Origin of the sequence: Kitasatospora sp. NPDC059327, from assembly GCF_042752535.1 — a bacterium.
In the GTDB taxonomy this organism is placed as follows: Bacteria; Actinomycetota; Actinomycetes; order Streptomycetales; family Streptomycetaceae; genus Kitasatospora.
The window spans coordinates 31,229-49,151 of record NZ_JBHYYB010000002.1; the positions used below are offsets into that span (position 1 = coordinate 31,229).

16 protein-coding genes are annotated in these 17,923 nt (G+C 76.1%); 9 read left to right on the forward strand and 7 right to left on the reverse strand.

Translation table 11 applies throughout. The features are described 5' to 3' along the window. Positions 1-136: 136 nt before the first annotated feature. From ACFXHB_RS01335 to ACFXHB_RS01345, 3 genes are all read right to left on the reverse strand, one after another. Positions 137-1,000, reverse strand: coding sequence for a hypothetical protein (locus tag ACFXHB_RS01335; RefSeq protein ID WP_380571230.1), 864 nt, complete (start codon positions 998-1,000; stop codon positions 137-139). Between the two features lie 71 nt (positions 1,001-1,071). Further along, positions 1,072-1,551 carry a hypothetical protein gene (locus tag ACFXHB_RS01340; RefSeq protein ID WP_380571231.1) on the reverse strand — a complete coding sequence of 160 codons (480 nt, stop codon included), beginning with the start codon at positions 1,549-1,551 and terminating at the stop codon, positions 1,072-1,074. 282 nt (positions 1,552-1,833) lie between these two features. Beyond that, positions 1,834-2,685, reverse strand: a complete 852-nt coding sequence (locus ACFXHB_RS01345) for a hypothetical protein (RefSeq protein WP_380571232.1) — start codon at positions 2,683-2,685, stop codon at positions 1,834-1,836. Positions 2,686-2,965: 280 nt separating this feature from the next. Here ACFXHB_RS01345 and ACFXHB_RS01350 point away from each other — a divergent pair, with 280 nt between their 5' ends. From ACFXHB_RS01350 to ACFXHB_RS01360, 3 genes are all read left to right on the forward strand, one after another. Continuing rightward, positions 2,966-3,397, forward strand: coding sequence for a pyridoxamine 5'-phosphate oxidase family protein (locus tag ACFXHB_RS01350; RefSeq protein ID WP_380571233.1), 432 nt, complete (start codon positions 2,966-2,968; stop codon positions 3,395-3,397). A gap of 111 nt (positions 3,398-3,508) precedes the next feature. After that, positions 3,509-3,961, forward strand: a complete 453-nt coding sequence (locus ACFXHB_RS01355; RefSeq protein WP_380571235.1) for a MaoC family dehydratase — start codon at positions 3,509-3,511, stop codon at positions 3,959-3,961. Between the two features lie 337 nt (positions 3,962-4,298). Next, positions 4,299-5,489: an MBL fold metallo-hydrolase gene (locus tag ACFXHB_RS01360; RefSeq protein WP_380571434.1), complete on the forward strand. Its 1,191-nt coding sequence runs from the start codon at positions 4,299-4,301 to the stop codon at positions 5,487-5,489. Positions 5,490-5,546: 57 nt separating this feature from the next. Here ACFXHB_RS01360 and ACFXHB_RS01365 read toward each other — a convergent pair whose 3' ends face one another. The 3 genes from ACFXHB_RS01365 to ACFXHB_RS01375 all read right to left on the reverse strand — a co-directional run bounded on the left by ACFXHB_RS01365 (position 5,547) and on the right by ACFXHB_RS01375 (position 10,670). Further along, positions 5,547-6,494, reverse strand: coding sequence for a DUF389 domain-containing protein (locus tag ACFXHB_RS01365; protein WP_380571237.1), 948 nt, complete (start codon positions 6,492-6,494; stop codon positions 5,547-5,549). 109 nt (positions 6,495-6,603) lie between these two features. Next, positions 6,604-9,288, reverse strand: a complete 2,685-nt coding sequence (locus ACFXHB_RS01370; RefSeq protein ID WP_380571238.1) for a DUF6493 family protein — start codon at positions 9,286-9,288, stop codon at positions 6,604-6,606. After that, entirely contained in the window at positions 9,285-10,670 is a 1,386-nt protein-coding gene (locus tag ACFXHB_RS01375) for an SWIM zinc finger family protein (RefSeq protein WP_380571239.1), read from the reverse strand. Before ACFXHB_RS01375 ends, ACFXHB_RS01370 begins: the two co-directional genes overlap by 4 nt. 147 nt (positions 10,671-10,817) lie before the next feature. On the opposite strand from ACFXHB_RS01375, the gene ACFXHB_RS01380 reads away from it, so the two are divergent. The 5 genes from ACFXHB_RS01380 (at position 10,818) to ACFXHB_RS01400 (ending at position 14,930) form a co-directional block, all read left to right on the forward strand. Then, positions 10,818-11,729 (forward strand): acyl-CoA thioesterase, encoded by a 912-nt coding sequence (locus ACFXHB_RS01380; RefSeq protein ID WP_380571240.1) that lies wholly within the window; start codon positions 10,818-10,820, stop codon positions 11,727-11,729. A 135-nt stretch (positions 11,730-11,864) separates the two neighbouring features. After that, a complete protein-coding gene (locus tag ACFXHB_RS01385; RefSeq protein WP_380571241.1) occupies positions 11,865-12,515 on the forward strand; it encodes a TetR/AcrR family transcriptional regulator in 651 nt (216 codons plus the stop codon). A 26-nt stretch (positions 12,516-12,541) separates the two neighbouring features. Next, on the forward strand, positions 12,542-12,874 hold the full coding sequence (locus ACFXHB_RS01390) for an alpha/beta fold hydrolase (RefSeq protein ID WP_380571242.1): 333 nt from the start codon (positions 12,542-12,544) through the stop codon (positions 12,872-12,874). Positions 12,875-12,938: 64 nt separating this feature from the next. Further along, positions 12,939-14,576: a BCCT family transporter gene (locus ACFXHB_RS01395; protein WP_380571244.1), complete on the forward strand. Its 1,638-nt coding sequence runs from the start codon at positions 12,939-12,941 to the stop codon at positions 14,574-14,576. Positions 14,577-14,750: 174 nt separating this feature from the next. Then, positions 14,751-14,930, forward strand: coding sequence for a hypothetical protein (locus tag ACFXHB_RS01400; RefSeq protein WP_380571245.1), 180 nt, complete (start codon positions 14,751-14,753; stop codon positions 14,928-14,930). Positions 14,931-15,068: 138 nt separating this feature from the next. On the opposite strand, the gene ACFXHB_RS01405 is transcribed toward ACFXHB_RS01400, so the two are convergent. Continuing rightward, complete coding sequence (locus ACFXHB_RS01405) at positions 15,069-16,769, reverse strand: DUF2398 family protein (protein ID WP_380571246.1); 1,701 nt, start codon at positions 16,767-16,769, stop codon at positions 15,069-15,071. A 293-nt stretch (positions 16,770-17,062) separates the two neighbouring features. Here ACFXHB_RS01405 and ACFXHB_RS01410 point away from each other — a divergent pair, with 293 nt between their 5' ends. Continuing rightward, on the forward strand, positions 17,063-17,821 hold the full coding sequence (locus tag ACFXHB_RS01410; protein ID WP_380571247.1) for a lysoplasmalogenase: 759 nt from the start codon (positions 17,063-17,065) through the stop codon (positions 17,819-17,821). The last annotated feature ends 102 nt before the right edge of the window (positions 17,822-17,923 follow it).

Here is a 17,923-nt window from a genome sequence, read left to right on the forward strand (position 1 = left end):
CGCCGCCCCCCGCCTTCTACTATGCCGGGCTCCCCCGCGGGCTCCCCCCACCCCTCGTGGTTCGCCGGCGGGGCGGGGGGCGGGGGGGGGCGGCGGGGGGGGGGGGGGGGGGCGCCCCCCCCCCCCCCCACGCCCGTCAGTTGAGGACCTGCACCTCGTTCACCCTCAGCTCCAGCGGAGCGAAGGTGAGCGGCACCTTGATCGGATCGACCTTCTGGGTGCTGCCGGTGACGGTCACCACGCCCACCCAGTTGGCCTGGACGCTCCCGACGAAGGTGCCGTTGGGCTTGCCGGCCGAGCCGGTCGTGAACTCGTGGCCGCAGGTGGGCGACTTGGCGGCGCCGTACTTCGCCTCGTAGGGCGTCCCGGCCGCGGCGCCCTCCTTGGAGCAGGTCTCCGGCCGGCCGTCCCCGAGGTCCCACACCACCGACTGCAGCCGGGGCGTGACGGTGATCGTGACGCCACCGCCGCTGACCGACTTCGGCGCCGGCGCCTTGGCGTTCTCCAGCCAGAGCCAGACCGGTACCCCGACCACGGCCGGGCCCTTCGGCGCCATCCCCGGCTCGGGGAACGGCAGGACGACGCTGTCCATGATCTTGCGGGCCTCCGCCACCGGGTTGAGCGGCGGCGGACCGGCGGGCGCCTGGGCGAAGAACTGCGGCGCGGACGTACCCATCGAGCCGTCGGTGAACCGGCAGGTCACGGCGTACACCGTGCCCTCCGAGGGCTGGTGCCCGCCCCACTCCGGGGCACCGGCCGCCGGCTGCGGGGCGAGCTCGCGGTAGTAGCAGCCGGTCGAGCCGCTGAACCAACCGAGCTCCGGATCGTGGCAGGGCCAGTCCTGCCCGTTCCAGCGGCAGACCTGTGGACCGCCGGAGCTTCCGCCGCCCGTCCCGCCGCCGCCGGGGGAGGGCGTGCCGCCGGGTGTGGTGTGCTCCTCGCAGATGACGTTCACCTGGCAGTGCGTGACGTCACCGCCGATCGGTGGTTCGTCCGCCATCGCAGGCGCCGCCGGGGATAACAGCAATCCCGCGACCAACAGCGCGCGGAGCACGAATCGCCGTACCGGATTCAGCATGTTCGGTCCACCTCCCGCTTGAACTCGTAGATCAGCCAGCGTGTTTGGAACTGTCGAAGGGAAACGGTCGCGATGTACCGGGTGAACCGCCGCGGTGGGTCCTTTACGGCGCGGGTGGTGGCATCGGCCTGGTGCCAGTCGGTCACGTCGAGGCAGTCCTCGATGACGGCGGTCTGCGGGGCCGCCTTCAGATCGACGGTCTTCACCACGGGTGAATTCCGCGGGCTGCCGATCATCACCAGTTTGGCGTCATGGAGCTGACGGAGATTGACGAGGGCGTCGCCCAGCGCCTTCCCGGAGGAGTACGTCTCCAACTGGGAACCGTCCGAATCGGTCCGGGCGAAGTCCGCCACCTGGGTCTGCCACCAGTCCTGATAGGTGTTCAGCACCAGTCGGCCCACGGCGCCTTCGGGCCCGTCGGTCGGCGCGATCCCGACGTTTGCGGAACCACCCGATGGAGTGAGCGGGTTCACTTCCGCACCAGTGGGCGCAGCCGTCCCGAGACGATCGACGGAACCGGCTCCACCATCGGCCCCACAGGCGCTCAGAAGCATCGCCAAAACCAGCCCAGCGACCCCAACCGCCCCAGGGCGCAATACATTTCCGCGCCGCCGCATCGCCCCACCTCGTCGCGACCGACCCCGTCCGTGGTCTGTGGTCGCCAGAAGAATTCCGCTGCCCCGCCGGTGTTGCCGCGAGAGCATCGATTCTTCGCCAACCCGCCCCTTCACGGCAACACCCCGGGCCACCTGACCTTACGCGGGAGGAGGATCCGTCGGGGCACTTTCGCGCCACAGGAGGGCCAACAGTTCTTCGGAAAGCGACAATCCGGCCAATGCGCCCCGAACCGCGGCCCGATTGCGCATCAACAGGCGCCCGCCCTGCGGCGGTCCGAGCAGGCGCGCGCCCGGCGCACCCGCCGGATCACCGCCGTCGAGCAGGCCGGCGACGGCCGGCTGGAGGTCGAGCGGGGCGACGGCGGCCGGCGCTCCGGGCAGCCCCTGCCCGAGCACGGTGGTCAGCGCCCGGCTGAACGATCCCTCACCGCCCGGCAGGACCGCGTCCCGCCCGCGCCTGCCGGGGGTGTAGCGGCCGATCCGGCCCCAGAGCGGGACGCGCGAGTAGCTGAGCAACTCCCCGACGCCGTCCTCGCCGCCACCGCGTTCGAGCGCCGTCCAGGTGTCGCGGTCCACGACGGCGTCGACCAGCAGCAGCGCCTCCTCCTGGTCGCCGTGCACCATCGCGCTGACCACCCAGTCCCAGGCGAGCCCGCGCCGGTACGCGTTGTCGGCGGTGCTGCCGCCGGTGACCAGGGCCAGCCGCCGACCGCGCGGGTCGGCCACCAACTGGCCGACCAGGCAGACCAGCAGCCACCGCCCCGGCCGCCCGGCCGCCTCCCGCACCGCCGTGAGCATGGTGTTGGCGTCCGCGTCCGGCTCCACCACGGCGACCCGGCAGCCTCCCGAGCCGGCGTCGAAGCACATGCCGGGCAGGACGTCGGCGAGCAGCCGGGCACCGTCCGCCGCGTGCGCCGAACCGCCGAAGCCGCGGTCCGGACCGCCGTCCGCCCCGATCACCACAAGGTCGACCCCACTGACCACCCGCACCGCCCCCTCCTCGCCGGCCCCGGCATCCCCGGAACCGCCCGCCGCGGCTGCCTGCCGCCGCGCCCCTGCCCTGCCCTGCCGTGTCCGGCTGCACCCGGTACCCCTGGTCGGACCGGGCGCCGCGGCACCCGGTCCCCGGGACCGACCGTGCCGGCGGCACGTTCCACCGCGCCGCCCGACAAGCTACCGCCCCGGACCCCCGCCGACGGGGCTCCCGACCCGGCCGCTCCGGGACCATGGGCCCTATCGGCCGCACACCGGCGGGGGGACGATCGGAGCCATGGAGCGTGACGACCGGGCGGAGACCCTGTGCGAGGCCGAGTGCCTGCGGCTGCTCAGCACCGTGCCCGTCGGACGCGTGGTGTACACCGAGCACGCGCTGCCGGCGGTCCTGCCGGTCTCCTTCGAGGTCGCGGCGGACGGGCGGCTGCTGCTGGCGGTACGCCGGGGCAGCAGCACCGCGCGCGGCCTGGACGGCACCGTGGTCGCCTTCCAGGCCGACCAGCTGGACCCGGTCACCCGGACCGGCTGGAGCGTGCTGGTGCACGGTCGGGCGGACGTGGTGCGCGAGCCGGAGCTGGTCCGCCGGGCACTGCGGGCCGGGCTGCGCCCCTGGGTCGGTGATCCGGACCCGCTGTTCGTCGCGCTGGTGCCCGAACTGATCGGCGGCCGCCGGCTGCTGCCAGGCGGTCGCACCGTGCAGCGCTCCTGACCCGTCGCGGGTCGCGGACCGCCGCCGGGCGGACGGCCCCCTGGCAGGTGACCGGCGAGTAGGCATACTCTCCCCCGAGTTCCCACCCCCGCCTGCCACCAGGAGCGCACCGTGACGACCTTCGCCTCCCTCGCCGACCTGACCGCCGCCGTCGGCACCGAGCTGGGCACCAGCCGGTGGCACACCGTCGAGCAGGAGCGGATCGACCTGTTCGCCGAGGCCACCGGGGACCACCAGTGGATCCACGTCGACCCGGAACGGGCCAAGGAGAGCCGGTTCGGCTCGACCATCGCGCACGGCTACCTCACGTTGTCGATGATCCCGGTGCTGGCCAAGGAGTGTTACAGCGTCGAGGGCGTCCGGATGGCGCTCAACTACGGCTCGGAGAAGGTGCGTTTCCCGGCCCCGGTGCCGGTCGGCACGGCCCTGCGGGCCACCGCCGAGCTGGTCTCCGCGACCGAGGTGCCCGGCGGTATCCAGGCCGTGGTCCGGTTCACCATCACCAGCGCGGAGAGCGAGAAGCCGCACTGCGTCGCGGAGACGATCACCCGCTTCTACGCCTGAGCCCGGCGGGGCACACCCGCACGCGGCCGGGCGGGCGGCACCCGGGCGCACCGGGCCGCCTCCGGACCGGCCGGTCGCCCGGACCGGCCGGCCCGACGTACGCCGAACGGCACGTGTGGGGCCGTCCACCGGGTCCGGACAGCCCACAACGAGTAACCTCCGACGAGATGGTCGTCGTACCGCAACGGTCTCGCCGCCGTGCGGACACGCCCCGGCATGCCCGGTAGCCGTAGCCGTCCCTGGAGGTACCGTGCCCCGCCCCGTCCCGTGGTTCTCCCGCCTCGCCGGCCTGGCCTCACAGTTCTCCGCCCCCTCCGCGACCGGAACGGCCCCGGGCCTGGCCGCGCTGCCCCGGGCGGCCTGGCACCGGGTGCGGACGGACGCCTTCGGGGCCGAGCCCCGGGGCGAACGGCTGGCCCGGATCCACCGCTCGCCGCAGTTCGCCGACGGCGCCTTCCGCAACCCGCTGCCGACCCGCCGGCTGGTGTACGAGCGCACTCCGCTGGAGATCACCCGCGCCCAGCTCGCCGCCGACAAGACCCGCCGGGCGCCCACCGCCGCCGTGCCGTTGCACCGGCTGCTCCCGGTCGACCTGGCCCGGCCCGCCGCCTCCGGGCTGCGGCTGACCTGGCTCGGCCACGCCACCGTGCTGGCCGAGATCGGCGGCCGCCGGGTGCTCTTCGACCCGGTCTGGGGCGAGCGCTGCTCACCGTTCGGCTGGACCGGCCCCAAGCGGCTGCACCCGGTACCGCTGCCGCTCGCCGAACTCGGCCCGGTGGATGTGGTGGTGGTCTCGCACGACCACTACGACCACCTGGAGATGGCCGCCGTCCGCGCGCTGAACGCCACTGGCGCGGTCTTCGCCGTCCCGCTCGGGGTCGGCGCGCACCTGGCGCACTGGGGCGTCCCCGCCGACCGGATCGTGGAGCTGGACTGGTGGGAGTCGGCCGAGGTGGCCGGACTGACCCTGACGGCCACTCCGGCCCGGCACTACTGCAGCCGCGGCCCGCGCACCAGCGCGCTGTTCCTCTGGGCGTCCTGGGTGGTCTCCGGCGGCGGGCACCGGATCTTCCACAGCGGCGACACCGGCTACTTCCCCGGGTTCGCCGAGATCGGCCGCCGGCTCGGCCCGTTCGACGCGACGATGATGCAGGTCGGCGCGTACAGCGACTTCTGGCCCGAGGTGCACATGACGCCCGAGGAGGGTGTCCGGGCCCATCTCGACCTCGGCGGCGAGCTGCTGCTGCCGATCCACTGGTGCACCTTCAACCTGGCGCCGCACCCGTGGGAGGAACCCGCCGAGCGGGTGGTCGGCGCGGCCCGGGCGCTCGGCGCCCGGCTGACGGTGCCCCGCCCGGGCAAGCCGTTCGAGCCGGCGCGGCCGCCCGCCCTGCGGCTCTGGTGGCGGGCCGTCGCGGCGCTGCCTCAGGGCGGGGGCGACCTGCTCGTCCCGGACGGCCCGGCCTCGGCGGCGGGCGGCCCGGCCCGGCCCGAGGACGCCGCGGCGGGCGACGGCGTCACCGTCTGAACGGGCACCCGCCGCGCACCCGGGCCGGCGCGGCCCGCCGGGCGGGCGGCGGCGCCGTCAGCGCGCCGCCGCCCGCTCCGCCCGGCGGCGGATCAGCCGCCAGGCGCCCTGCTGCACCAACAGCGTCAGCACCCCCGCCACCACGATCCCCGACAGGTTCAGCAGCAGCTGCGCGCTGGAGCCCCGGAACTGGTTCAGGTCGCCGTAGCCGAGCGCGACGGCCGCGTTGGCGGCCGCCGGCACGGTGGTCACCGAGATCGCCACGCCGACCAGCATCCCGGCCTTCGCCGAGGTCAGCGAGAGCAGTCCGGCCACCCCCGCGAGGAAGGCGACCACGAAGGAGGTCGCGTCCGGCTGCCAGATGAACGAGGTGTTCGGCCGCACGCCGTCGAACCTCGCCCGGCTGAAGAGGCCGAACTCGTCCATCAGCAGCGAGAAGAGGACGGTCAGCGCCATCGCGACCGCGAAGCCGACCACCAGCGCGGCCAGCGACCGCAGGGCGGGGTGGGCCCGCCGCTGGACCAGCGCGACGCAGAGCCCGGCCAGCGGCCCGAACTCCGGCCCGACCGCCATCGCGCCGACCACCAGGACCGCGCTGTCCAACACCGCTCCGCAGGCCGCCAGCATCGTCGCGACGGTGAGGAAGGCCAGGTAGACGGCGGTGAGCGTGGACTCCTCGTGGGTGATCTCGGAGACCGCCTCCCAGACCAGCGCGTCCGCCCCCTCCCCCGGTGCGAGCCGCTCGGCCTCGTCGGCGGCGGCCGACAGGGTCAGCGCGACCTCCTCGGCGCTGATCGCCCCGCGCTCGGACAGCCCGGTCGCCCGCAGTGCCGCCAGTACCTCGTCCGCCGACTCGCGCGCCACGTCGCAGAGCACCACGTCCCCGGCGGGCCGGACGGCGGCGTCCGGCAGCAGCACCACATGGGTGACGCCGACGGAGTCGTCCAGGCTGCCGAGGACGGCGTCGCGCAGGTCGACGGGGACGATCAGGCGCAGGTGCAGCACGGGTGCTCCGGGCGGGGTGCGACGGTGACGGGGGTCGAGCCCACCCTAGGGGCCCGACGGCCCGGCCCGTCCCCACCACCCGGCCGCCTCACCCCACCACCCGGCCGCCTCACCCGGCCAGGACGTCGCGCAGGGCCCGGGCCTCCTTCACCAGGCGGCTCGTACCGGACCGGGCCGCCACCTCCCCCACCTCGGCGATCGGGCCCCGCACCGCGCAACGACGGGCACAGTCCGCGGCGGTCCCGACCAGGTCCGCCGCGCCCCGCGGCGGTTCGCCCGCCAGTACGGCCGGCAGCGCGGGAGCCAGCACCGACCAGACCGTCCCGTACGCGCCCGTCCCGGCGGCGGCGGTCAGCGCCTGGGTGAGCCGGCTCGGCTTCACCGTGCCCTCGGTGACCAGCGCCCCCAGCTCGCGGCCGAGCAGCTCCGCGTCGAGGTCACCGCGGGCGGCGAGGACCAGCAGGGCGTCGACGGCGGCCGTGCGGTCCTCGGGGAACCGGGCGCCCAGCCCGTACGCCAACGCCAGGTGCAGCGCCGTCCCGGCGGGGCCACCGGCCTCGGCGAGGACGGGCAGCAGCCCGGCCGCTCCGCGCCGCTCGCGGTCGGCGCAGTCGGCGAACCAGTCCAGCCAGCGGGCGGCCAGCTCCTCCCGGTGGTGCGGCAGGACCGCGGCCCAGTGCGCGGTCGGCTGCCAGAGCCACTCGTTCTGCTGCCGGGCCCGCGCCACGCTGGGCTCGGTCCCCTCCAGCAGGGCGCGGAACTCGGCGCCCAGCCGCTCGCCCGCCGGGCCCCGCGGACCGGCACCGGGACCGGGCTGGGCCACGCAGATCCGCTTCACGTCCTCCCACCAGCGCTCCCAGTAGACGGCCCGGCTGCCGACGCCCCGGCCGGGTGCGAACCGCACCCGCTCGGAGGGCTGGCCGGGCAGGCCGCCCTCGCGCAGCCAGCGGGCCGCCCAGCGCCCGGCCGGAGAGGTCAGCCGGTCGGCGGCGGCCGGCACGGTCCCGTCCGCCGGCACGGTGAGCCGCAGCAGCGCCGCGTGCAGGTCGGCCTCCCCCGGCTCGACGCCCGCCGCCTGGTAGCGGGCCAGCCGGTCGACCAGCGCGGCCGCGGCCAGCGCACCGGTGGCGTCGGTGGGGGTGGCGAGCAGCAGCGGCGGGCGGTCGGCGGTGACCCGCTCGGCCACCTCGGTCAGCCGGGCGGCGAACACCCGGCCGTACGGCGTGTTGTGCTCGCCGCGCAGCGGACTCCGGACCTTCTTCCGGAAGACCGGGCCCGGCGCGTGCGGGTCGACCTGACCGGCGATCGCGGCCGCGACGTACAGGATGTCCGCCGGCCCGCAGTCGTGCCACCGGCCGACGCCGTGCCACGGGTGCACCCGCAGCACCGGCGCGAGCGCCTCGGCGAGCGCCGCGCGGTCGAGGTGGGCGTGCCGGACCAGGCCGTCCAGGGTGCGCTCGAAGTCGGCGACCCCGGGCCGGTCGGCGGCCAGCAGCGCGGACAGCTCCTCGGCGACCTCGGCCGGCGTCGCGATCGGCTCGCCCAGCGGCCTGGGCACCGGGGCGGGCGGGAGCAGCTCGCTCCACCCGGTGTCCGGGTCGTCCCCGCCGACCGGCGCGCCCAGCAGCTCGCCCGCGCGGGCGTGGTGGGCCGGGTTCAACCCCTCCGCGGCGAAGCGCAGCTCGGGGAGCACGGCCTCGCCGGCCGCCCCGAGGTGCCGGGCCACCACGGTGAGGGCCCGCTCCTGGAGGGCGGTGTCGGGGTGGCCGAAGGCCTCGGCCACCGCCAGGACCACCGGGCCGGCGCGCTCGGGCGAGCGCCGGGCGGCCTTGTCCAGCCAGCCCAGTTGGGCCCGGACGAGCTTCTTCTCGGTGCGGAACAGGACCACCGCCGAGGCCTCCGCCAGGACCTCGGGGTCGATCGCCCCGGCGCCGTCCAGCTCGGCGAGCACCTGCTGGGCGTGGCCCGCGACGACCGAGAGCCCGTCCAGCAGCGCGACCAGACCGCGGACCTGCCGCGCGTACTCCCGCGGGGTGGGCGCGAGCGCCACCAGGACGGCGAGGAAGGCCCGCTGGTCGGCCGGCTTGCCGCCGCGCACCAGCCGGGCCAGGCACAGCTCGACCAGCTCGGCGCGGTCCAGCACGCCGTCCTCGGCCAGCCCGGCGACGGCGGCGGGCCAGGAGTCCCCGGGCCGGTCGGTGCGCCGCTGTTCGAGCCGCCACCCGATGTCCGTCAGCTCGAACACCCGGGGCAGCAGCACCGGGGTGAAGGCGTCCTCGCGCAGGCACTCCAGCAGCGTCCGGACCCAGCCCCGGCCGCCGTCGCCCGCGCCGACCCGGTCCAGCCACTCGGCGGTGAAGGCGTCGGTGGCCGGCACCGGGCAGCCGGTGCGCCGCACCACCCGCTCGATCAGCGGGTAGAGCTCCCAGTCCCAGCCCGACCCGCGGCGCGCCGCCAGCCGGGTGACCACCTCGGTCTGCCACTCGACCGGCTGGGCCAGGACGACCTCGCCGAGCGCGGGGTGGCGGGCCCAGGAGCGACCGGTGAAGTCCCGTCCGCCGATCCAGGTGGCGGCGCCGGCCGGTCCGGCGTGGCAGCCCGCCCCGGCCACCAGCAGCGCCCCGGCCCGGGCGTTCGCCTCCTTCGACCACTCACCGCGGCCCTGCTTGCGCAGTTCCTTGAGCTCCGGCAGGCAGGCCCGCCGCTCGGCCGGGCCGAGCGCCGCGACCAGCGCCGGCACCTGCGGGGTCCGCCCCTCGCGGACCGCCCGCAACAGTTCCTCTACGCCGCTCACGCGCCCGCCCCCAGCCCGCTCAGGGCCCGCTCCCGGACGACGGCGACGGCCAGCGCGTGCTTGCACGGCCCCCGCCCGCCCCGGTACTTGGCCCACCAGAGGCAGGTGCAGCTCACCCGGCCCGCCTCGTCCGTCCGGACCCGCTGGAGGTGGTCGTCCACGGTGACCTCGGCGAGCGCGCCGCCCGGCTCCAGCCGTACCGCGCCCGCCGCGACCAGCGCGTGCGCGGCCCGCAGCCGCGGGTTCCGCGCCTCGGCCCGGTGCGCGTCGTAGGGCAGCTGACGGTGGAAGTGAGCGGCCTCGGCGGTGTCGTAGCCGATCTGTCCGGCGGTGCCGAGCCGGGTGAGCGCGGCCCGGACCCGGGCCGGGGCGAGCCCGGACTGCTCGGCCAGCTCGGCGACATCGATCCTCGGCTCCCAGGCCAGCAGCACCGCGACCAGCTCGGCGTCCTGCTCGGCGCTGCCGGTGGCCAGCGCGCCGAGGACGCCGCCCTCGCCGGAGAAGCCGCGGGAGGCGTCGGGCGAGAGGGTGAGCGTGAGGCGCATGCCGGGCAGCACCACCTCCCAGGCCGAGGCCGCCGGGCCGTCGCCCGCCACCGGGCCGTACACCCGCAGGGCCAGCGCGTGCCGCAGCACCCGCTGGAGCGCCGCCAGCCGCTCCGGGCCGGGCAGGCAGACCGCGCCGGGGACGGGACGGGTGGTCGGGCGCAGCGTCCGGCCGGCCGGCACGACCCAGCCGGCGGCGGCCCTGGCCCGCCCGCCGCCGCGTGGCAGCGAGCGCAGGAAGCGGACCGCCTCGGCGGCGGGCAGGTCGGCGCGCAGGTCGAAGGCGGCGGCCGTCACCTGGGTCTCGGCGAAGCCGCGCACCCAGCGCTCCGGCAGCGGGACCTTCTTCTCGACGACCGGCCCGTCGAAGGTGGTGACCTCCAGCGCGTCGGGCCCGACCGCGAGGTGGAGCGGCTCGGCCGGACCGATCCGGGTCAGCGCCTCCCGCAGCGGGTTGTTGACGTCGACGTTGGTGGTGCCGTGGCCGATGTCGTCGCCGTCGAGTCCGGCCCGGAGCACGTCGAGCCGGGCGTAGACGCCGCAGCAGCCGGAGAAGGACTCGAAGCGCAGCCGGTCGCCGTTGGCGGTGACCACCGGGTCGAGCGAGGCGCGCAGCTGCGGCTGGTAGTAGCGGGCGGCGGCGACATCGGCGACCGCGAGCAGCGCGGCGGCGGCCGGGGCCGGGTCGGCCAGGAAGCCCGCGAAGAAGCGCGGGTTGGCGACCGCCCCGAGCGGCGTGGTGCCGCCGGAGGTCTCCAGGGCGAGGCGCGGGCCGTCGACGCCGTCGAGAACGGCGGAGGGGCGCAGATAGGCGTACGCGTGTGCGGCTTGCGTCATGCGGAGCACGCTAGGAGGGGCTACTGACAATCCCTCGGCTGCCCGGCCCACGGGCCTCGGTACTGAAACAGGTTCTAGCACTGCTTCCGGGCCGGCGGGGTTACCCGGATCACACCGCCGGACGGCGCCTTCTGCCACTATGTCCCCGTGACAGACCTGACCGAGAAGGAGAGACGGGCCGACGACATCGCCGGTTCGTTCGCCGAGCTGCTGCGGATAGAGCGGCTGGACGAGAACACGTTCCGGGGCTACTGCCACGCCGGGGCCCCGATGCGCGCCTTCGGCGGCCAGGTCGCCGCGCAGGCGCTGACGGCCGCCGGGCACACCGTCGGCGAGGATCGCGACGTGCACTCGCTGCACAGCTACTTCCTGCTCCCCGGCGACCCGGCCCACCCGATCCGCTACGAGGTCGACCGGGTCCGCCAGGGCCTCTCCTACGCCACCCGCCGGGTGACCGCCGTCCAGGGCGACCAGGTGATCTTCACCCTCTCGGCCTCCTTCAAGCGGCCCGAGCCCGCCGCCGACCGCCACCGGGACATGCCGCCGCTGCCCGGCCCCGAGGAGCTGCCGGACGCGCTCGCGGGCTGGAACGCCGCGGCCCGCGCCGAGCTGCGCCGCACGGGCGGCTTCGGCTCGCTGGACCTGCGGTTCGTCCCGGCGGACGCGCCCGGGGTGCCGCCGGCCGTCCCGGGGATGCCGCAGCAGTTCGTCTGGCTGCGCACCGCCTCCCCGCTGCCCGCCGGGGACCGGCTGCTGCACGTCTGCGCGCTCACCTACCTCTCGGACCTCACGCTGGCCTCGACGGCCGGGCTGCACGTCCAGCCGAACTTCTTCCAGCGCACCGAGCCGCCCCGGCTGATCATGGCCTCGCTGGACCACGCGATGTGGTTCCACCGCCCGTTCCGGGCCGACGAGTGGCTGCTGTTCGCCCAGCGCAGCCCCTCCTCCTCGGACGGCCGGGGGCTGTCGCTCGGCGAGTTCTACGACCGGGACGGCCGGCTGGTCGCCTCCGCCGTCCAGGAGGCCCTGATCCGCGACCGGGCGACCCGGCCCCGCTGACCCGGCCGGCCACCACCCGCTCCGGCGGGCGGGCGACCAGCGGGCGGTGGACGGCGGGCGGTGGACGGCGGGCGAACGCGGAGCGACCGGTCGGCGTCATACTCCTGAGCGGTTCCGAGCCGTATCATGGTGCGGGTGACCAAGGTTGACCTGTCACCACGACCGGTGGAGGCGATGTCTCCACGTCAGCTCGAACGCCGCGAGTCCCTGATCGCGGCCGCGCTCGCCCTGGTGAACGAGATCGGTGTCGAGCGGCTGCAGATGAAGCAGGTCTGCGAGCGGTCCGGAGTCGCCCTCGGGACGGCGTACCGCTACTTCTCCTCCAAGGACCACCTGCTGGCCGCGGCCATCGCCGAGTGGCACCGGCTGCTGCTGGCCGACCTGGTGGCGGAGCTGCGCGGACCGCGGGCCGGACTGGGGGCCACCGACCGGGTGGTGCGCTTCGTGCGCGGAGGCATGCGCGCCTATCAGCGCCAGCCCGAACTGGCCCGGCTCCGGGTGGCCGTCGCCGCCTCCACCGACCCCTTCGCCAGCGAGGCGCTGCAGGGCATGGCGCGGGCCGACAGCACGGCACTCCAGGCGGTGATGGCCGAGGTACCGGCCGCCGCCAGCGATCTGGTGCGGCACATCGTCGGCCACTCCTGGCAGGGCGAGCTGACCGCCTGGGTGACCGGCCGCACCACGCTCGGCGACGCCCGACGGCGACTGGAGGACGTGGTGCGGCTGGTGCTGACGCCGTACGAGACGCCGTACCCGGCACCGTACGAGGTCCGGCCCACCGCCTGACGCGCGCCGGGGGCGGCGGTCACCGGGTGGACCAGCCACCCGGCCGACCGGCCGGCTCGGGCGACACCCCCTACGAGCCGGACGCGCCCTCGCTCGACGAGCCGGCGGACCGTCTGGTCGCGACCGCCGTCGAGGAGGGCCTGGACGCCTTCGACCTGGCCGGCTACTCGCTCGGCGCCGCGGTCGCCGTCCGGGCGGGCGTTCGCCCGGACATGCGCATCGGAGAACTCGCCCGCCTGACCGGGGTGTCCGCCCGCCTGCGTACGCCGCCGCGCGCCGACCGGGCCCGCCCTGACGACCCGTCTGCTCGGCCGTCCTCGGCGTGCCCTCCACCCGCTCCGCTCGACGACTGGACATAGTACGACATGTATCCATTTTTCGATGGTGTCGCCGACCGTCCAGTACGCCAGGAGAGGGACCCTCATGAGCAGTCAGCCACCAGGCCCTGACGAACCCGCCGCGACCCTCCCGGTCGACCGGATCGTGTTCGGCGTCAGTGCCGTCCTGGTGCTGGGGGTGGTCGCCTGGGGCGTCTTCGCCGAGGACTCGCTCGGCCGGACGTCCGACACCGCGCTCGGCTGGGTGCTGCACAACTTCGGCTGGCTGTTCGTGGTCGCCGCCGACGTCTTCCTGGTCCTCACCGTCCTGCTCGCGTTCAGCCGCTTCGGCCGGATCCGGCTCGGCCGCGACGACGACGAGCCGGAGTTCTCCACCCTCGCCTGGGTCGCGATGATGTTCAGCGCCGGCATGGGCATCGGTCTGATGTTCTACGGCGTCGGCGAGCCGCTCCAGCTCTACGCCGCCCCGCAGCCCGGTTCCGGCCTGGAGCCGCAGAGCCCGGCCGCCGCCCAGCAGGCCCTGGAGTTCTCGCTCTTCCACTGGACCCTGCACCCCTGGGCGATCTACGCGGTCGGCGGCCTGGCACTCGCCTACACCACCTTCCGCAAGGGCCGGGGCAACCGGATCTCCGCCGCCTTCGTGCCGCTGATCGGGCAGCGCGGCGCGAACGGCTGGCCCGGCCGGGCGATCGACCTGCTCGCGGTGTTCGCCACCGTCTTCGGCTCCGCGACCAGCCTCGGCCTGGGCGCCCTCCAGGTGGCGGACGGCCTCGGCTTCATCTCCTCGGTCGAGAACACCGAGCGCACCCAGCTGGTCATCATCGGCTCGCTGACCGCCGCCTTCGTCCTCTCCGCCTTCTCCGGCGTGCACAAGGGCGTCAAGTGGCTCTCCACCTCCAACGTCGTCCTGGCCTCGCTGATCATGCTCTTCGTCTTCGTGTTCGGCCCGACCGTCTTCGTGCTGGACGCCATCCCGTCCACCGTCGGCGGCTACCTGTCCGACCTGCTCGTGATGTCGAGCCAGACCGGCGCGTTCACCGACGAGGGCTGGCTCGGCTCCTGGACGATCTTCTACTGGGCCTGGTGGCTCTCCTGGGCACCGTTCGTCGGCACCTTCATCGCGCGGATCTCCCGCGGCCGGACCATCCGACAGTTCCTCACCGGCGTGCTGCTGGTCCCCAGCGGGGCGACGGTGGTCTGGTTCTGCGTGATGGGCGGGACGGCGATCCGGCTGAACTCCACCGGCGAGGCCGACCTGGTGGCCACCATCCCGCAGGGGGCCGAGGCGTCGCTGTTCGAGATGCTGCGCTCGCTCCCGCTCGGCTCGGTGACCAGCGTGATCGCGGTGCTGCTGGTGATGACCTTCTTCATCACCAGCGCCGACTCCGCCTCGCTCGTGCTCGGCTCGCTGTCCAGCCGCGGCTCCCTGCACCCGCGCACCTGGCTGGTGGTGGTCTGGGGCGTCCTGATGGGCGGCGTGGCCGCCGCGCTGCTGCTCGCCGGCGGACTCACCGCGCTGCAGAACGCCACCATCCTGGTCGCGCTGCCGTTCGTGGTGGTGATGCTGCTGCTCTGCCTCGCCCTGGTGAAGGAGCTGCGGGAGGACCCGGCGGCCGGCCCCTCGCGGTTCCACGCCGCGCACGGCCTTCGGGACGCCGTCCGGGTCGCCGTCGGCGAGGCGATGGCCGACGCCCGGCGGGGCCCCCGACCGCCCTCCGGGTGAACCCCCCGCACACCGGCCGCCCTCCAGGTGAACCCCCGGCACACCGGCCGCCCCACCCGCCCCGGGGTGGGGCCCTCGCCCGGAGGCCCCGTCGGCACGAACCGACGCCCAGCCCCCATCCGGACTTCACCCGCGCGTACCACTCGTTCACGCCGCACTGGAACGCTCTCTGTCATGAACGCCAACCCTCCGGCGACCCTCCAGGAACCGCGCTTCCCGCTCCCCCAGCGCCACCGCCGCTTCCTGGCCTGTGCCGCCGTTCTCGCCTCCGTCGCCCTCGGCACCCTCGGCGTCGGAGCCACCGTCGAAACCGTCCAGCACGGCCCGCTCACGACGGCCACCGCCAGACGCTGACCCGCCGGCCCCGGCGGCGCGCCGGTGCGGCCGACGCCTCCTGACCCCCCTCGGCACCGTGATCCGGCCCCCGGACGCGGTGCTCCCGTCTTTCCGGAGCCGTTCCTCGCCCCCGCCGGGGCCGGCCCGGCGGAGCGTTCAGGCCCGCTGCTCCGCCCGGGGACCGCCGGGCGCGGGGACCGCGACCGGAACCTCCCGACGCGAGTGCCGGCCCGTCCCGGGGACGGGGAGCAGATCGGGCGCGGGCGCGAAGCGGGCGGCGGGGGCGCGGAGCAGCCAGCCCGGCGGGCGGGTGCCGCGGGGCGTGGGGAGGATCAGGCCCATCCGGTGCAGCAGGTCGAGCGCGTCACGGCGCAGCGCGGTGCGGTCGGCCAGGTAGTCGCGGCGCCGGTCGACCGGCAGGCCGTAGTCGTCCGCGATGTCCCCGAGGACACCGTCTATCAGCGCGTCCGGGATGGGGACGTCCGTGCCGATGGCCTCGCCGGGCAGCGGGCGGACTTCCTCGACCAGGCGCTCGACCAGCAGCAGGGCGGCCTGGGCGAGGGCGTCGGCGCCGGGCAGGGCGAGGTCGGTGAGCTCGTCGGCGGGGTCGAGCAGGGCGACGCCCTCCGCCCGTGGTTCGGCCTCCAGGCCGAGGAACTCGGCGAGCGCGGCCGGGCCGGTCCGGTGGTGGCGGTCGAGCCAGTCGCGCTGGTCCTCGGGCAGGTCCGCGGCCAGCACGGCCGGGGTCTCGGCGAGCCGTCGGCGGACGGCGGTACCGGGATCGGCCTCGGCGGCGCGGCGGATCAGGTCGGCGGCGTCGTCGGCCAGCCCGGGCGGCCCGGCGGGCACGGCACGGGCGAGCTCCCGGTCGACCGTCAGGAGGACGCCGCCCTCGGCCGGGTCGGCGGGTATCCCGTCGAGCACCTGCCACTCGGCCAGCACGGCGAGGGCCATGGCGAGGTCGGCGGGCGCGGCGGCCGGCCCGGGGGCGGCGGCCCGCATCCGCGCCAGCAGCTGCCCGAACGGGAGTCGCTCGGGGGCGTCCACCAGCAGGGCCAGCGCGAGGGCGAGCTGGGCGTAGCCGCCGGGGGTGAACGGGGCTCCGGTGCCGGGGTGTTCGAGGCGCCGGGCCGCGCCGGGGCCCAGCCCGGCCTTGCAGAGCCGGGCGTGCCAGGGGCCGACCACCAGGCGGTACCCGAGCAGGGTGTCGAACTGCCCGGTCAGCCAGTCCCGGTGACGGCGGATCAGCGGGAACCCGTCGGCATGCGGTCCGGAGGCCGTGACCAGCGGATGGGCGAGCAGCAGCCGGGCCGCGATCCGGCGCTCGGCGGCGGCGGAACGATCCTGCGCAGCGGCGGCCGAACGGACCGGCTCGGGCTTGCGGTGCTTACCGGGCGGGCCCGGCTTGACGCCTGAGCGGACGGCGGGCAGCGCCCCTTCGTCCGGGCGGGCCCGGCGCTGGCGCCGCGCCGGCCTCGGCTCGCGCGCCCGGAGCGCGGCGGGGGCGTACGCGGTGGGGCCGTGCCACCAGCTGACGGCCGCGTCGCCCGCTCCCGGCTCCGGGCCGGCCGCCGGCTCGGCGGGAACGCCGAAGTGGCGGGCGGGGTACAGGCCGAAGGAGGCGACGCACAGGTCGTCGGCGGTGCCGGGATCGGCCTCGGCGAACCAGCGCGCGAGCCTGAGCAGTCCCGGATCGGGCGAGAGCGGGGCGGGGGCGGGCTCCTGCGGAGCGTCAGGACCGGCTTCGCGTACGACGACGACGGCGACGGTGGTGCTCTGCCCCGCCCCGCCCGTGCGCCCGTCCGACGTGCCGCCGGCCACCCGCGTGGTGCCGGCCGCGTACTCCTGCTGCTCCATGTCGTGGACCAGACTAGACGGTGGGCGCGGCCGTCGGTGGCAGCAACCGGACCTCGCCGGGAATTGGCCGACGCCCTGCCGGCCGGACCGCCCCCGGCACCGGCCGCCGGACGGTCCACCCGCCCCGTGCGGCCCGTCCACCCGCCCCGCCCGGCCGGTGCACCCCGGGCTACGCGCGGGTAACATGCCCTTCCCCGGACGGGTCCGGTCACCTAGGGTGCGAACGGGCGGCCCGCCCGCCCAGGGCGCGGACGGACGGGCCGCCCGCCCCACCACCCGGAGGACACCGCCGCATGAGCATCCGTACGACCACCCGCGCCGTCCTCGGCGGGCGCCTGCGCGCCACCACCGGCCTGCTCACCGGCTTCGCCGCCACCTCGGCGGCCCACCTGGGCGCGATCCTCACCGACACCTCCGCCCTGCGGCACGCCACCAAGCCGGCCCTGATGCCGCTGCTGGCCGCGCACAGCGTCACGGCGGCCGCCGCGGCCGCGCAGGAGGCGCCGAAGCTGCTGGCACCGGCGCTGCTGCTGAGCGGCGGCGGGGACGTCCTGCTCCAGCTCGGCGACGACACCGCGTTCCTGGCCGGCATGGGCTCCTTCGCGGCGGCGCACGTCTGCTACGTGACGATGTTCGTCCGCCAGGGGGCGCTGACGGACCGGCGGCGGGCCCTGGTGGTCGCGGCCGCGTACGCGACGGCCTGGGCGGTGACGGTGGGGCAGCTCTGGCCGGACCTCGGGGACCTCCAGGTCCCGGTCGCCGGGTACAGCCTGCTGCTCGCCTCGACCGCCGTCACCTCGGCCGGGCTGGGCTGGCGGACCGGCGTGGGCGGGGCTCTCTTCCTGCTCTCCGACACCCTGATCGCCACCAAGCTGGCGAAGTGGCGCGAGCTGCCGGGGCATCAGTTCTGGATCATGGCGACGTACATCCTGGCCCAGTACCTGCTGGCCACCGGGCTGCTCCGGGCCTCGGAGGCGCCGCGGCCGCCCCAGGAGGCCCGCGCGTCCACGGCCTCCGGGACCACCGGGGAGCTCGGGGCCGTGACGGTCTGAGACACGCCGGTGCCGCCGGGCCGGGGGGGGCGGCGGGCCCCGGGGGGGGGCGGGGGGCGCCGGGGCGCGCGGCCGGCAGGCGGGCCCCGCCCCCGCGCGGCG